Consider the following 14,499-nt stretch of genomic DNA (forward strand, 5'->3'; position numbering starts at 1 on the left):
CCGGTCAGAACGGCGGGTGGCCGTGGTTCCGCACGTAGCTCCGGTACCAGGGCCAGCGGATGGCGGCGGCGACGACCAGCCAGACGCCGAGCCCGGCGGCGACGATGAGGAAGACGATGCCGGCGGCCGTTGCGGCCGGTGCGTGCCAGGCCAGGCCGGCGAGGAGGGCCGCGACGCCGAGTGCGATGAGGGCCAACCCGTAGCTGAACGCGCCGAGTGGATGGCGCAGACCGGGCAGGCGCAAAAAGCCACCGGTGCGGGCCCGGCTCAGCCAGGGCAGCGGCTCACCCGAGGCGTCGGTGTCGCCGGCCGCGACGGGCCGGCGGCCGAATCCATTGGTGCTCATGTGCGTGGCCTAACTGTTCGCGTGGTGCGGCGCGAGGAAGCCTACACCACTGCCAGCAGGATGGCCACGAGGATGAACAGGACCCCGAAGGTCCGGTTGAGCGTGCGCTGCCCGTGCTCGCTGTGGGTCAGGTGCTTGAGCTGCTTGGCGCCGGCGGCGAACACGAACCACATGACGATGACGTCGATGGCCACGACGGTCAGGGTCAGGATGATGTACTGCCCCAGCAGCGGTTCGGCCGGCCGGATGAACTGCGGCATGAAGGCCAGGAAGAAGACGATCGCCTTCGGGTTGAGCAGGTTCACCCACAGGCCGCGGGTGAACATCGAGGTGCCCGACTCGAGGGCCACGGCGGGTGCGGCGTCGTCGTCCATCTTTTCCACCTTGGCCAGGAGCTTCCGCACGCCCAGGTACACCAGGTAGGCCGCGCCGACGTAGCGGATCAGGTGGAAGGCCAGCGGCGAGCTGGCGACCAGGATGCCCACGCCGGCGGCCACGATGACCACATGCACCACCAGGGCCAGCTGCTGGCCCAGGATGCCCCAGAGGGAGCGCCGGAACCCGGCCGTGAGGGCGTTGGACATGGTGTTGATGGCCCCGGCCCCGGGCGTCAGGCTGATCATCGCGCCGGCGCCGGCCAGGGCAAGCCACAAGGAGAATTCCACCAGCCAAGTTTACGGGGTCGGCGTGCCCGCGACTGGACGGGGTGCGCAGACGGGGTCGGCATGACACCGCCGAGGCAGCCGGGCCAACCCCGCCCGAGAATGACGGTCATCGCACTACCGGGGCTGGACGACGGCGACACCGACGGAGCGGGCGTGGTCGCCGAGCTTGTCGTCGTACGTCACGATCGCATCGACGTCCAACGCGATGGCTGCGGCAAGGTGCAGCGCGTCGAGCGACCGCAGGTGTTCGCCGGGGAGGAGGCCGGCCTGCAGGAAGAGGGGAGCCGGCATCTCGTAGAGGTCGATCCCCTCGAGGAAGGCGCTGACGTGCTCCTGGTAGATGGACGGGGCCCGCTGGGCGGCGCGGCGCATCTCCGTCTCGAGGAGGCGGCAGGCCACCAGGGACGGTCCGGCGGCATCAATGGCCTCGGCGAGGGCTGCCGACTCGGGCTCCTCGACAATAAGCTTGAGCGCGGCCGAGGTGTCCATGTACCAGGTGGCCATCTGCCGCTCAGCGCTCCCCGCGGAGCTCTTCAAGGATCTGCCCGGTTGGGACCGCTCCCGTCACACGCGGCTGCTCGGCGTAGCGGACCCGGCGCCGCGCCGGCCTCCCCAGCGGCAGGCCGGCCTCCTTCTCCGAAGGCAGCACCGGGCGGAGGACGGCCACGCTCACGCCGTTCTTCGTCACCAGGAACGATTCTCCCGCCTCGACCGCGCGGATGACCTGGGCGTTGTCATTGCGCAGCTCTCGCTGTGTGATGGACTTCACTCGCCTAGTGTAGCACATCTGTAGCACAGGCGGTGAGGTATTCTCGCATGACGGCATTCGGGGCTGCGGCGTGGCTATCGAGTCGTCTCACGAACTCGACTTGTGCAAGAGCCGCACCGAACCGCCCGTTGCCGAATATCTGTCTCGGCACCTCGGCGGTGGCAACCAACTCGCGACCCGGATGCGCCCCGCACACGACGTGGAGCACCTCGAAGTTCCAGTACGGTGCCCAGAAGTCGGTCACCAGCATCGTCTCCGGGTGCCAGCGTCGGAAACACCCCGGGCTGCTCCATGGCCGTGAACCGGCGCTTGGGTGAGATGGTGATCGGGTCAGCTGATCGGTGCGCGCCGCGTGCTCCCAGGCCAGGGGCCCGTCGACCCGGATGCCGGTTTCGTCCGCCTCCAGCACCGGAGCCGCGGCGTGGTCGTGGCTGGCGTTGCCCGAACTCCACGCGGGTAGGCGCCGCACCACTGGGGTCAACGTTCATGTCGCCTGCACCTTGATCGGGGGCCTCACCCAGGCCTCCAGCCCGCTGCTTGGCTCGGCCCACGATGTGAAGGCCCTCGCCCCAATCCGGCCTGCTCGAGACGGCGGCAGGTCGGCGATTCGCGACCAGTCAGCCATCGCCGCCCGACGGGGACCGTTTCCACTCGCGCATGGTCGACGGCAGGTCGGCGTAGCGGTCGCCGTACAGCTCGAAGTACGAATTGCCGTACAGCGATATCCAGCTGTCCGCGGTAAATACCAGGTGGGCGAGCAGCCGGAACCCGCGAGAATCGGCAAGCTTCCGCAGGGCTTCGGAATCCGCGTCCAGGTCCTTGTCGACGTAGCCCCAGGGCGCTATGTCGCCCGCATGCGCGATGCCGAAGAATCGTGTCTCTTCCGGGTCGAGGCGCTCGACGATCGCGTCGATATGCGGCTTCAGGGAACCATCGAACTCCTCGGACACCACTCGGACGGAAACGGGCTCCAGGTCGCGGTCGGCCTCGATGAGGACGAGCTTGTCCGTCGTGCCGCCGTCGCACAGGAGATGGGGCTGGGCAAGTATTTCGAAGTCAAAGCCTGCTTGGATGATCATGTCCAGACGCTACGGCCGGCCCAGCGCGTCAGCCAGACCGTCCGGCGCCCCTATGGACGCCGCCCAGCGCGCCGGCCCCTGTGGAGGACGGGTCAGGAGAGGCCCCGCAGCGCCCGCTCCAGCCGGCGGTCCGGGACCAGCCAGATGCCGGCCACCACGGCGTAGGCCGCCAACGCCAGCGCGGGCTGCACGAGCGCCAGCAGGCAGCCGGCCACATAGATGACCGGCGAGACGAGGCCCTTGACGTTGCGGCCGATCGCCCGCGCCAGCGGCCCGCCGCGGCCCTGCCGGCGGATGAACAGGGCCTGCAGGATGGCGTACGCGACCGCCGCGAGCAGCAGGTTCACCCCGTACACGAACACCGGCACCACGGCGAACCCGGACCCGTCCATCCACCGGGTCATGAACGGCACCAGCGACAACCAGAACAGCAGGTGCAGGTTCGCCCACAGGATGCCGCCGCTGATGTCACCGGCCAGTTTCACCATGTGGTGGTGGTTGTTCCAGTAGATGCCGATGTACAGGAAGCTGAGCACGTAGCTCAACAGGGACGGCACCGCGCCGACCAGCCCGGCCCAGCCGTGGTCCACCGGCGTGTGCAGGTCCAGCACCATGATGGTGATGATGATGGCCAGCACCCCGTCGCTGAGCGCCTCGAGCCGGTTCTTCTCCATATCTTCTCCCGGGCGGTTGTGCCCTATGCCCGGGCGATGATCTCCCCGTTGGGGATCAGGAACCAGCCGTCGGGTGACTCGCCCCACGCCCGCCAGCCCGCCGAGATCCGTGCCAGCTTGGCCGCATCGGCCAGCCCGTACCGCCCGGCCTGCTCCGCGAAGGCGGACTGCAGCACCCGGTCCGCCCAGACGCCGGCATGCCAGCGGCGCTCCTCCTCCGTGGCGTACAGCCAGTTGGACGACGACGCGCGCATGTCCGTGAACCCGGCCGCCCGCGCCCAGTGCAGCAGCCGGCGCCCGGCGTCCGGCTGGGCGTTGTTGTGCCGGGCCAGCTCCTGGTACAGCGCCATCCACTCGTCCAGCTCCGGCAGAAGCGGGTACCAGGCCATGGCGTGGAAGTCGGCGTCGCGTACGGCCACGACGCCACCCGGCTTGGCCACCCGGCGCATCTCGCGCAACGCCTCCACCGGGTCGCTCAGGTGTTGGAGCACCTGGTGGGCGTGCACCACGTCGAAGGTGTCGTCCGGGAAGTCCAGGCCGTAGACGTCGCCGATGTCGAAGCTGATGTTGTTCAGGTGCCGCCCGGCCGCGTATTCGGTCGCGGTGGCCACGACCTCCGGGGCCCGGTCCAGCCCGAGGACCTGCCCGGGGGCCACGAGTTGGGCGAAGTCGGCCGTGATCGTCCCCGGCCCGGACCCGACGTCGAGGACGCTCAGCCCGTGCGTGAGGTGCGGGAGGAGGTACGCGGCGGAATTCTGCGCGGTGCGCGACGCGTGCGACCGCAGCACGCTCTCATGGTGGCCGTGGCTGTAGACGTCGTCGGTGCTCATGGGGGGAGCGTACGCCCGCGCGCGGGCCGGTGCCAGAGCGCGTCCGCCCAGCGAAACGGAGGAACGACGGCGGCGCGCGCGTGCCGCCGTCGTCCGCCGGTCCCGGTGTCAGCGGGTGACGGGTTCCTGCAGTTCGGTCACCCACTGCTGCGGGTCGGCGCCCATGCCGTAGTCCAGGTACAGCTCCCGGTTGTAACCGGTGGAGGTGTACCCGTTCGCCTCGATCCACCGTGCGAGGGCCTGCACGGACGGCATGACGTCGTCCATGGGGCCGCGGTGGATGAGCGTGGCCGCCTGCTCGACGGCCGGCAGGTCCACCACGTCGAACGCGCCGGTGGCGTGGGCCGGGATGGGGCAGCCGGCGTGGACGCGGACGCTGCCCTCGGTGCCCGCCTCGTAGTAGGCGATGCCGGGGCCGGTCGGGGTGATCCCGGCAGTCCGCAGTTCGGCGAACAACTGCTCGTAGAGCGGCTGGATGACCGGGCTGATCGAGGCCGGCTCAAAACTGTCCGCAACGCCGGACAGCTCGGCCAGGCGCACGGCCGGCAGGGACTTGATGGTGACGTCGTACTCGGGCATGGTGCCCTCCTTCTCGATGATGCGAAGACGCGCCTCGACCGCGGCCAGCCGGGCCGAGTCGGCGGCGAGCTGCTGCTGCAACTCGTGCCGGCGCAGGGCCAGCATGCCGCGCAGCTCGCTTGCGCCGGGGGCGTCGTCAAGGATCCCGGCCACCGTTTCCAGCGTGAAGCCGAGGTCCTTGAGCGCCACGATCCGGTTCAGCCGGGCCAGTTGCGCGGCCTCGTACAGCCGGTACCCGGTCGAGTCGATCCGGGCCGGGCGCAACAGGCCGATGCCGTCGTAGTGGCGCAGCATGCGGACCGAGACGTTGCCGGCCCTGGCGAAATCTCCTATTTGGAACATGACACTCCTACGTCTACGGCCTCACACGGTGTCAGGGTCAAGGGTATTCTTCCGGTTCTTTCTCGGGCCGCCACGCCGCCACCCGCACCAGGGCACCCGGGCCGGGCACGCGCCGTCGTACTTTTGCCCTGAGTGAAAGTTGAGCGTACTCGACTCAACTTTATTTGACAGCGGATCACTCACGAGTAAAGTTGAGCCCAGAACGCTCAACAACCGCTGGTTGGGCGGCCCCGCGCCACCACGGCGCGGACCAGGTTCAGGCAGCGGACCGCGAAAGGAACACCACTTATGTCACGTGCCGTAGGTATCGACCTCGGAACCACCAACTCCGTCGTTTCCGTCCTGGAAGGCGGCGAACCCGTCGTCATCGCCAACGCCGAGGGCGGGCGCACCACCCCGTCCGTCGTCGCGTTCTCGAAGACCGGCGAAGTCCTGGTCGGCGAGATCGCCAAGCGCCAGGCCGTCAACAACATCGACCGCACCGTCGCCTCGGTCAAGCGCCACATGGGCACCGACTGGTCCATCGCGATCGACGACAAGAAGTACACGGCGCAGGAAATCTCCGCCCGCATCCTCATGAAGCTCAAGAACGACGCCGAGTCGTACCTGGGCGAGAAGGTCACCGACGCCGTGGTCACCGTCCCGGCCTACTTCAACGACGCCGAACGCCAGGCCACGAAGGAAGCCGGCGAGATCGCCGGGCTGAACGTGCTGCGCATCGTCAACGAGCCCACTGCGGCCGCGCTCGCCTACGGCCTGGACAAGGGCAAGGAAGACGAGCTCATCCTGGTCTTCGATCTGGGTGGCGGCACGTTCGACGTGTCCCTGCTGGAGGTCGGCAAGGACGAGGACAACTTCTCCACCATCCAGGTGCGCGCCACCGCCGGCGACAACCGCCTCGGCGGCGACGACTGGGACCAGCGCATCGTCAACTACCTGCTGGGCCAGCTGAAGGTCAAGGGCATCGACCTGTCCAAGGACAAGATCGCCCTGCAGCGTCTGCGCGAGGCCTCCGAGCAGGCGAAGAAGGAACTGTCGTCCTCGTCCTCGACGAACATCTCCCTGCAGTACCTCTCCGTCACCCCGGACGGCCCCGTCCACTTGGACGAGCAGCTGACCCGTGCCAAGTTCCAGGACCTGACCTCCGACCTGCTCGAGCGCACCAAGAAGCCGTTCCACGACGTCATCAAGGAAGCCGGCATCAAGGTCTCCGACATCGACCACATTGTCCTGGTGGGCGGTTCCACCCGTATGCCCGCCGTTTACGATCTGGTCAAGCAGCTGGCCGGCGGCAAGGAGCCCAACAAGGGCGTCAACCCGGATGAGGTTGTGGCCGTTGGCGCCGCCCTGCAGGCCGGTGTGCTGAAGGGTGAGCGCAAGGATGTGCTGTTGATCGACGTCACCCCGCTGTCCCTGGGTATTGAGACCAAGGGCGGTGTGATGACGCACCTGATCGAGCGCAACACGGCCATCCCGACCAAGCGTTCGGAGACGTTCACCACCGCCGATGACAACCAGCCCTCCGTGGCCATCCAGGTGTTTCAAGGCGAACGCCAGTTCACCCGCGACAACAAGCCGCTGGGCACGTTCGAGCTGACCGGCATCGCCCCGGCCCCGCGCGGCGTCCCGCAGATCGAGGTCACGTTCGACATCGACGCCAACGGCATCGTCCACGTGTCCGCGAAGGACAAGGGCACCGGCAAGGAGCAGTCGATGACCATCACCGGCGGCACCGCGCTGTCGAAGGAAGACATCGAGCGCATGGTGCACGAGGCCGAGGAGCACGCCGCGGAGGACAAGGCGCGCCGCGAGGCCGCCGACCTGCGCAACAGCGCCGAGCAGCTGCACTACTCGGTGGACAAGATCCTCACCGACAACGACGACAAGCTGCCCGAGGACGTCAAGACCACGGTCAAGGCCGACGTCGAGGCGCTCAAGACGGCGCTGGCCGGCGAGGACGACGACGCCGTGAAGGCCGCGTTCGAGAAGCTGCAGACCTCCCAGTCGAAGCTGGGCGAGGCGATCTACGCCCACGCCCAGGCCGACGCCGGGTCCGCCTCCGAGGGGGCCTCGTCCGAGGGCGCCGCCGGCGGCAACGCCGACGAGGACATCGTTGACGCCGAGATCATCGACGAGGACGAGAAGAAGTAACCATGACCGACTCCCCGAACCCCGAAGAAGAAGGCGAGCCGGTGGTCGAGCCTGCCGAGACCCCCGACGGTGACGCGCTCTCCCAGGCGAAGGACATCCTCAACGGTGTTGAGGTGCCCGCCGAGGAATCCGTCGCCCAGGGCAGCGACGCGGACACCGCGGCCGAGCTGAAGAACGACCTGTTGCGCCTGCAGGCGGAGTACGTCAACTACCGCAAGCGCGTGGAGCGGGACCGTGCCGTGGCCGGCCAGATGGCCGTGATCGGCGTGCTCAACTCGCTGTTGCCGGCCCTCGACGACATCGAGGCGGCGCGCACGCACGGCGACTTGGTGGATGGCCCGTTCGCGGCCATCGCCAGCAAGATCGAGGCCGCGCTGGGCACCTACGGGCTGGAACGGATCGACGCCACGGATGTGGCGTTCGACCCGACCATCCACGAGGCGCTCATCCAGCAGCCGGGAACCGACGTCGAGGTCGACACCGTCAGCCAGGTGCTGCGCGTCGGCTACAAGTCCGGCGAACGCATCCTGCGCGCCGCCCAGGTGATCGTCGCCGTCCCGGAATAACCGGTAACCGGTGGTCGAGCTTGTCGAGACCTGAGCCTGTCGAAATCTTTGATCTCGCCAAGATCTTTGGTCTCGACAGGCTCGACCACCGCCCCGGCCGCCACCCTTAAGACAAGGAGAGGTCTTGGCAAGTCAGGACTGGGTCGAGAAGGATTTCTACAAGATCCTCGGTGTCCCCAAGGACGCGTCCGACGCGGACGTCAAGAAGGCTTACCGGAAGCTGGCGCGCAAGTACCACCCGGACACAAACGCCGGCGACGCGGCGGCCGAAAAGAACTTCAAGGACGTCTCCGAGGCCTACTCCGTGCTGTCGGACGCGACGGACCGTGAACAGTACGACGCCATCCGCGCCATGGGCAGCGGCGCCCGGTTCACCTCCGGAGGCGCCGGCCAGCCCGGTGCCGGGTTCGAGGACATCTTCGGCGACCTGTTCGGCGGTGGCGGCGCCAGGTCCTCCCGCGGCCGGCAGCAGACCTTCAACGGCTCCGGCCTGCCACCGGAATTCGCCGACCTGTTCGGCGGTGGTGGCGGCTTCGGCGGCTTCCAGCCGACCCCCACGAAGGGCAGCGACCGGACCGCGTCCACGAGTATCTCGTTCGCCGGCTCCATCCACGGCACCACCATCGGCCTGCGCGAACCCAGCGGCGAGGTCATCGACGTGCGCATCCCGGCGGGCATCAAGGACGGCCAGAAGGTGCGCGTGCGCGGCAAGGGCAACGCCGGGGCGGCCGGCCCGGGCGACCTGAACGTCACCGTGCATGTCAAACCGCACGACTTCTTCACCCGGGACGGCGACAACATCCGCATCCACGTCCCGGTCACGTTCGCGGAGGCCGCGCTCGGGGCCGACATCTCCGTGCCGACGCTTGCGGGCCACGTGAAGCTTCGCGTGCCCGCCGGCACCCCGTCCGGGCGCACGTTGCGCGTCAAGGGCGCCGGGGTGAAGACCGCCAAGGCGCAGGGCGACCTGTTGGTCACCATCGACGTGGTGGTCCCGCAGAAGTTGAACAAGGAGGCCGAGGCGGCGGTGCGCGCGTTCGCCGCGGCCACGAACGACGGCGACCCGCGCCAATCGCTGGCCGCGAAAGCCAAGCTGTAGCAACGGCCCGGTGATCGAGCTTGGGCCCGGTGATCGAGCTTGGGACCGGTGATCGAGCTTGTCGAGATCCTGGTTTCGACAGGCTCAACCAGCGAGATCCCGGTGGTCGAGCCTGTCGAGACCAAAGAAAGGAGGACACGATGAACGTCGATCCCAACATGCCGATCTTCGTGATCTCCGTGGCGGCGCAATTGGCGGACATGCACCCGCAGACGCTGCGCCAATACGACCGGCTCGGGATCGTCAAGCCGAGCCGGGCGCCCGGCAGGTCGCGGCGTTACTCACAGCACGACGTCGACATGCTCCGTGAGGTGCAGCGGCTGTCCCAGGAGGGCGTGTCCCTCGAGGGCATCCGGCGCATCATGGAGCTGGAGCACCAGGTCGCGGCGCTGCGGGCACGCGTACTGGAGCTGGCGGACGAACTCGACGCGGTGAACGGCCGGGCCATGCTGCGCGCCCCCGTGCAGGACGGACGTGTGTTCGCGGTGGGCGTCACCGGCGGCGACGTCGTGCCGCTGGCACGCGGCAAGCGCCCGCGCGCCCGCAGCCAGGCGCTCGTGGTCTGGCGTCCGCACCTCTGAAACGTTCCCGGCCTACGCGTAGAACAGGCCGCGCACGTCATCGGCGGACAACGGTGACGCCATCCTGCATCGAGTGATCGATACATCGGGGTGCGGGTTCGTTACACCCCGAGGTATCGATCACTCGATTTCCAGCAGGGGCGTGCCGGCGCCTCGCCTGTGGATAACTTCCGTGGGACCTCGCCCCAACAGGCACAATCAAGGCATGACCAAGCTCGTTCCGCTGCCCGAGGCATTGTTCGGCCACTCGTTCACCGTCCAGGAGGCCCGGCGGCGTGGTGTCTCCAAGGACAGGCTCGGCGCCCGGGACTTGACGATGCCAACGCCCGGCGTTCGGGTTCCACAGAACGTGTCCGAGTCGCTGGCGGATCGCCTTCGACCCTTCATCGTGCTGGACCCGGCCTGTTTCGCCTCGCACGTGACGGCGGCCTGCCTGCACCGAATCCCGTTGCCGTGGCGGCTGCAGCGAGAGCAAACTCTCCATTTGTCCCGCCCACTCGGCATGTCCCCGATGCGGCGTGCCGGGGTGGTCGGACACCGGCTGCCGCTGGCGCCCGGCGATCTCACGGTGGTGTCTGGCATTCCCGTCACGACCCCGGCCCGAACGCTGCTCGACCTGTCGGCGCTCCTCTCCCTCGACGACCTGGTTGCCGCGGCGGATTACCTCATCTGCGAACACCACCACGGGTACCGGGACAGGGCGGCCATCGTCCCCGCCGACGAGTTGCGCGCCCATTTGGCGGGCGTCTCCGGCGTGCGTGGGCTGGTCAAGGCCAGGCACGCACTGGAACTCATGCGGGTGGGCGCGGACTCGCCGCAGGAGACAAAACTGCGCCTGATCCTGTACCGGGCGGGGCTGCCCGAGTTCGTCCCCGACGTGGCGATCGAGGGGGAATCCGGTGAGCGCCCCCTGTGGGCGGATGTGGGATGCCGCCCGTATCGGGTTTGCGGGGAGTACGAGGGAGAGCACCACCTGACACCGCAGAAGCAGGCCAATGACCGCTACCGGGACCAGCTGACGGCCCGACGCGGTTGGCTGCAGGTCAAGGTGTACGCCCAGGACATGCGTCACGGGGACCGTTGGGTCGCCGCAATGTTCGACCACGCCCTCCGGGAACGCGGCTGGACACCGTAACAACCCGTCGAGTGATCGATACATCGCCGTGTGAGCCTGCCGCACCCCGATGTATCGATCACTCGATACATAAGAGATCAGTCCTGGAACAGGCTGGCCAGGTCGGCGGCCGTGAGCGCGCCGGAGGACAGCCCGTCGCCGCCCATGACGTCGGAGAACAGCTGGGACTTCTTCGACTTGAGCGCCATGACCTTCTCCTCGATCGTGTCCTTGGCGACCATCCGGTACACCATGACGTTCTTGCGCTGGCCGATCCGGTGCGTGCGGTCCACGGCCTGCGCCTCGGAGGCCGGGTTCCACCACGGGTCGAGCAGGAACACGTAGTCGGCCTCGGTCAGGTTCAGGCCGAACCCGCCGGCCTTGAGGCTGATGAGGAACAGCGGGTCCGTGCCGTTCTTGAACCCGTCGACGACGGCGGCGCGGTTGCGTGTGGTGCCGTCCAGGTAGCTGAACGGCACGCCCTGCGCGGTCAGCCTGTCGCGCAGCTTGCCCAGGAACCCGGTGAACTGGCTGAAGATCAGTGCCCGGTGGCCCTCCTGCAGCACGTCCTCGAGCTGCTCGAACAACACATCCAGCTTGGACGAGCGCACGCCCTTCAAATCCTCGTCGACCAGGGTCACGTCGAGGCTGAGCTGGCGCAGCAGCGTCAACGACGAGAAGATGGTGAACCGGTTCTTGTTCACGTCCTCCAACAGGCCCAGGATCTTGGCCCGTTCCCGTTGCAGGTGCGTCTGGTACACCTTGTGGTGGCGCGGGTTGAGCACGACCTCGAGGATCTGTTCCTGCTTGCTGGGCAGGTCCTTGATGACCTCTTCCTTCGTGCGCCGCAGCATGAGCGGGCGCACCCGCCTGCGCAGCCGGGCCACGAGTGCGGGGTCGTTGTTCTTCTCGATCGGCCTCTGGTAGAACTCCCCGAACCGCTTCGGGCTGGGGAACAGGCCCGGGGCCACGATCGATGTCAGCGACCACAACTCCATCAGATTGTTCTCCAACGGCGTGCCCGTGACGGCGAGCTTGAACGGGGCGTCCAGCTTCCGGGCACACTGGTACGCCTTCGACTGGTGGTTCTTCACGAACTGCGCCTCGTCCAGGATCAGCCCGGCGAAGCGGTGCCGGCCGTAGGACTCGTAGTCGATCCGGAACAGTGCGTAGGAGGTGATGACGACGTCCGCGGCGCCCATGAACGCGGTGGCGTCGAGGCCGCTCTTCGAGAACGTCTCCGTCACCGTGGCCACGGACAGCCCCGGCGCGAACTTCGCGGCCTCGCTGGCCCAGTTGCCCACCACCGACGTCGGTGCGACGACCAGGAAAGGGGGCGTCCCGGCGTCGTCCGTCTTCGCCTGGCAGACCAGGGCGAGCGTTTGCAACGTCTTGCCCAGCCCCATGTCGTCGGCCAGCACGCCGCCGAGCCCGTGTGTGCGCAGGAAATTCAGCCAGTTGAAACCCTCCAGCTGGTAGGGGCGCAGCGTGGCGTGCAGCGTGTCCGGGGCCGCCAGCGGCTCGGCGGTCGCGGCCTCCAGCAGGCCGGAGACCTGCCGCCGCCATTCCGCGGCCTGTGCCTCCACGATGCCCAGCTGCGCCAGCTCGTCCCACAGCCCGGCCTGGAAGCGGCTCAACCGCAACGGGCCGTCGTTGTTGTCGTCGAGCCCGCGCGCCTCCTCGATCAGGTCGCGCAGCTGGTGCAGGGCCGGGATGTCGAGGGAGAAGTGCGCGCCGGAGGGCAGCAGCAGCCGCGTGTGGCCGGCCGCCAGCGCGGAGAACACGGCCGCGAACGACACCGGCTGGCCCTCGAGCGTGATGACGATGCCCAGGTCGAACCAGTCCCGGTCGTCGGTCTCCGTCGTGGAGATCTTCACGACCGGCGCCTCGGTGACCTCCCGGTAGCTGGCGGGATCGCCGCTGGTCTCCACCTCGACGCCGGGCAGTGCGCGCAGCCGGGGCAGCACATCCTCGGTGAACACCATGGTGTCCAGCCCGTCGAGCACGGCCACCGCGGCCAGCCGCGGCGCGCCCCACTCGTGGTCCGGCAGCTCGCCCAGCGCCGGCACGTCCTGCCACGGCTCGCCGAGGGTGGCCAGGAGGGCGGCCTCCGCGGCGTCGTCGCGCGGCCCGGATTCGCCCGGCTCCGGGCGCAGAGGCAGCGAGGTGGTGCGCGAGCCGGTGGCGTAGTGCCATTCCCAGTGCAGCCGGACCCGGTGGTCGCCGCCGTACTGGGCCAGCAGGGACAGCACCGGTGCGGCCGTCTCCGGCAGCTCAATCGACTCGTCCGCGGAGACGATGGCGCTCTGGCGGCGCAGCTGCGGGTACATCTGCGTCAGGAACCTGTCCTCGTCCGCGGCCGGCACATGCACCCGCCGGTGCGCCAGCGCGAAGTCGAGCAGTTGCCGGGGCGTGCCGGCCGCCAGCGGCGCCAGCGTGATGGTCCCGGGTACGACGGCGTCGCCGCCTTGCGCCGTTCGGGCACCCTTCGCCGTGGCCGGGTCGACGAGGAACAGCCCGTGCGCCGGGTGGCCGATCTGGCCGAGGTGCTCGGCGGGCAGCACCCGCCCGGCCGATTCCAGCCGGGGCGCGACGTCGAGCCCGTCCGCCGTGCGGGTCACATTAAGCGCGATGGTGACCGGGTCCGGCAGAACCCGGACCGGGTCGCCGGTGCCGGATTGCACGAGCGCGACGCCGTGCCGTGCGGCCTCGTGGATCAGCAGCCACAGGTCGCGGCCGCCGAAGTCGTTGAACGACAGCCACGCCGGGGTGCTGGTGGAATAGGAGCGGGTCGAGTGCGACTTCAGGATGTCCTGCAGCCAGCCGACCTGGGCGGCGTCGTGGCTGCGCGTGTAGCCCAGGTAGCCGAGCTGGGTCCAGCCGATCCCGGTGCGGACCCATTTGCCCTTGTTGCCGCGGACCACGGGCCGGGCGTACAGGACCAGCTCGCTCTCGCCGCCGCGCTGGCCGAACCGCGGCGTATGGGTCCGCGCCTCGAATTGCAGCGCCAGCGGCGGCACGTCGGCGGGGGTCTGCTGTTCGGCGGCGGGCAGCAACCCCTGCAGGGCCAGTTCCCAGTCGGGGACCCGGGCGGCGGCGGCCCGGGCCGCCGCGTCGTGGAGCCTGGACCTGTTCAACAACATTTCCAGGTAGGTCGGCTCCTGGATCTTCCGCTCCGGGATGAAGAAGTGGCGCAGCGCCGGGTCGTTCTCCGCCGCGCTGATGAGCGAGATCACGTGCTTGCAGTTCTGCTGCACTGGGCAGCTGCAGATGCCGACGCGGCAGGCGACCCGGCCGTCGTGCTCGTTCACGAGCTTCGCCGTCGACTGGTAGACGCGCGTGCCCAGCACCTGGCCGGAAAGCAGCCCGGTGGCCGGTTCCAGCGTGATCTTCGAAACCCGGCCCTGGGCTGCGTAGAGCCGGCCCGCGGCGATGGCGTTCGGTTTGAACCCGGTGACCCGTGTCATGAGGTCCTGTGAGCGGGCGGAGGCTGGCGTCACGAAAAATCTTCCTGCAGGAACCGGCGGCCCCGGGGAACGGGACCACATCCAATCAATCTTAGTGCGATTCCGCCGGGCCCCGCGCTGGGCCGGACCCATCAGTCCCAAGTAGAGCGCACTTAGAACGTGTTGGGAAAGCGCTCATTGTGCTGTTCCCGTCTGCCATGGCCGGCGTCCCGGGGCCGGTGCCAGCCTCCGGGTCAT

At 68.6% G+C, this 14,499-nt stretch carries 15 protein-coding genes; 5 read left to right on the forward strand and 10 right to left on the reverse strand.

The window, feature by feature from the left end; translation table 11 throughout:
• Nucleotides 1–4 precede the first annotated feature (4 nt).
• The 9 genes from EJC77_RS15745 to EJC77_RS15785 all read right to left on the reverse strand — a co-directional run bounded on the left by EJC77_RS15745 (nt 5) and on the right by EJC77_RS15785 (nt 5,284).
• Nucleotides 5–346 (reverse strand): hypothetical protein, encoded by a 342-nt coding sequence (locus EJC77_RS15745; protein ID WP_125614705.1) that lies wholly within the window; start codon nt 344–346, stop codon nt 5–7.
• Nucleotides 347–387: 41 nt separating this feature from the next.
• The gene (locus EJC77_RS15750) at nt 388–1,011 is read right to left on the reverse strand and encodes a LysE family transporter (protein ID WP_125614708.1); all 624 of its coding nucleotides are present in this window, start codon (nt 1,009–1,011) and stop codon (nt 388–390) included.
• A gap of 114 nt (nt 1,012–1,125) precedes the next feature.
• The gene (locus EJC77_RS15755; RefSeq protein WP_125614709.1) at nt 1,126–1,515 is read right to left on the reverse strand and encodes a PIN domain-containing protein; all 390 of its coding nucleotides are present in this window, start codon (nt 1,513–1,515) and stop codon (nt 1,126–1,128) included.
• A gap of 7 nt (nt 1,516–1,522) precedes the next feature.
• Nucleotides 1,523–1,780 carry a type II toxin-antitoxin system Phd/YefM family antitoxin gene (locus EJC77_RS15760; protein WP_125614712.1) on the reverse strand — a complete coding sequence of 86 codons (258 nt, stop codon included), beginning with the start codon at nt 1,778–1,780 and terminating at the stop codon, nt 1,523–1,525.
• A 4-nt stretch (nt 1,781–1,784) separates the two neighbouring features.
• Nucleotides 1,785–2,252 carry an IS66 family transposase gene (locus tag EJC77_RS21620; RefSeq protein WP_420820328.1) on the reverse strand — a complete coding sequence of 156 codons (468 nt, stop codon included), beginning with the start codon at nt 2,250–2,252 and terminating at the stop codon, nt 1,785–1,787.
• A gap of 145 nt (nt 2,253–2,397) precedes the next feature.
• The gene (locus EJC77_RS15770) at nt 2,398–2,859 is read right to left on the reverse strand and encodes a hypothetical protein (protein ID WP_125614718.1); all 462 of its coding nucleotides are present in this window, start codon (nt 2,857–2,859) and stop codon (nt 2,398–2,400) included.
• A gap of 92 nt (nt 2,860–2,951) precedes the next feature.
• Nucleotides 2,952–3,533: a TMEM175 family protein gene (locus tag EJC77_RS15775; protein WP_125614722.1), complete on the reverse strand. Its 582-nt coding sequence runs from the start codon at nt 3,531–3,533 to the stop codon at nt 2,952–2,954.
• 23 nt (nt 3,534–3,556) lie between these two features.
• The gene (locus EJC77_RS15780; protein ID WP_125614724.1) at nt 3,557–4,363 is read right to left on the reverse strand and encodes a methyltransferase domain-containing protein; all 807 of its coding nucleotides are present in this window, start codon (nt 4,361–4,363) and stop codon (nt 3,557–3,559) included.
• 108 nt (nt 4,364–4,471) lie between these two features.
• Nucleotides 4,472–5,284 (reverse strand): MerR family transcriptional regulator, encoded by an 813-nt coding sequence (locus EJC77_RS15785; RefSeq protein ID WP_125614727.1) that lies wholly within the window; start codon nt 5,282–5,284, stop codon nt 4,472–4,474.
• A 288-nt stretch (nt 5,285–5,572) separates the two neighbouring features.
• Between EJC77_RS15785 and dnaK the strand changes: the two genes are divergently transcribed.
• The 5 genes from dnaK (at nt 5,573) to EJC77_RS15810 (ending at nt 10,816) form a co-directional block, all read left to right on the forward strand.
• Nucleotides 5,573–7,435, forward strand: a complete 1,863-nt coding sequence (gene dnaK / locus EJC77_RS15790) for a molecular chaperone DnaK (protein WP_125614730.1) — start codon at nt 5,573–5,575, stop codon at nt 7,433–7,435.
• 2 nt (nt 7,436–7,437) lie between these two features.
• A complete protein-coding gene (locus tag EJC77_RS15795; RefSeq protein WP_125614733.1) occupies nt 7,438–8,001 on the forward strand; it encodes a nucleotide exchange factor GrpE in 564 nt (187 codons plus the stop codon).
• A gap of 124 nt (nt 8,002–8,125) precedes the next feature.
• On the forward strand, nt 8,126–9,100 hold the full coding sequence (locus tag EJC77_RS15800) for a DnaJ C-terminal domain-containing protein (protein ID WP_125614737.1): 975 nt from the start codon (nt 8,126–8,128) through the stop codon (nt 9,098–9,100).
• A 140-nt stretch (nt 9,101–9,240) separates the two neighbouring features.
• Complete coding sequence (locus tag EJC77_RS15805) at nt 9,241–9,681, forward strand: heat shock protein transcriptional repressor HspR (protein ID WP_125614740.1); 441 nt, start codon at nt 9,241–9,243, stop codon at nt 9,679–9,681.
• 205 nt (nt 9,682–9,886) lie between these two features.
• On the forward strand, nt 9,887–10,816 hold the full coding sequence (locus EJC77_RS15810) for a hypothetical protein (protein WP_240630294.1): 930 nt from the start codon (nt 9,887–9,889) through the stop codon (nt 10,814–10,816).
• A gap of 77 nt (nt 10,817–10,893) precedes the next feature.
• Here the strand turns inward: EJC77_RS15810 and EJC77_RS15815 are convergent, their stop codons facing one another.
• Nucleotides 10,894–14,262, reverse strand: a complete 3,369-nt coding sequence (locus tag EJC77_RS15815) for a DEAD/DEAH box helicase (RefSeq protein WP_125614753.1) — start codon at nt 14,260–14,262, stop codon at nt 10,894–10,896.
• Nucleotides 14,263–14,499: the final 237 nt, after the last annotated feature.

The sequence above is a fragment of the Specibacter cremeus genome, from assembly GCF_003946885.1.
Lineage (GTDB): Bacteria > Actinomycetota > Actinomycetes > Actinomycetales > Micrococcaceae > Specibacter > Specibacter cremeus.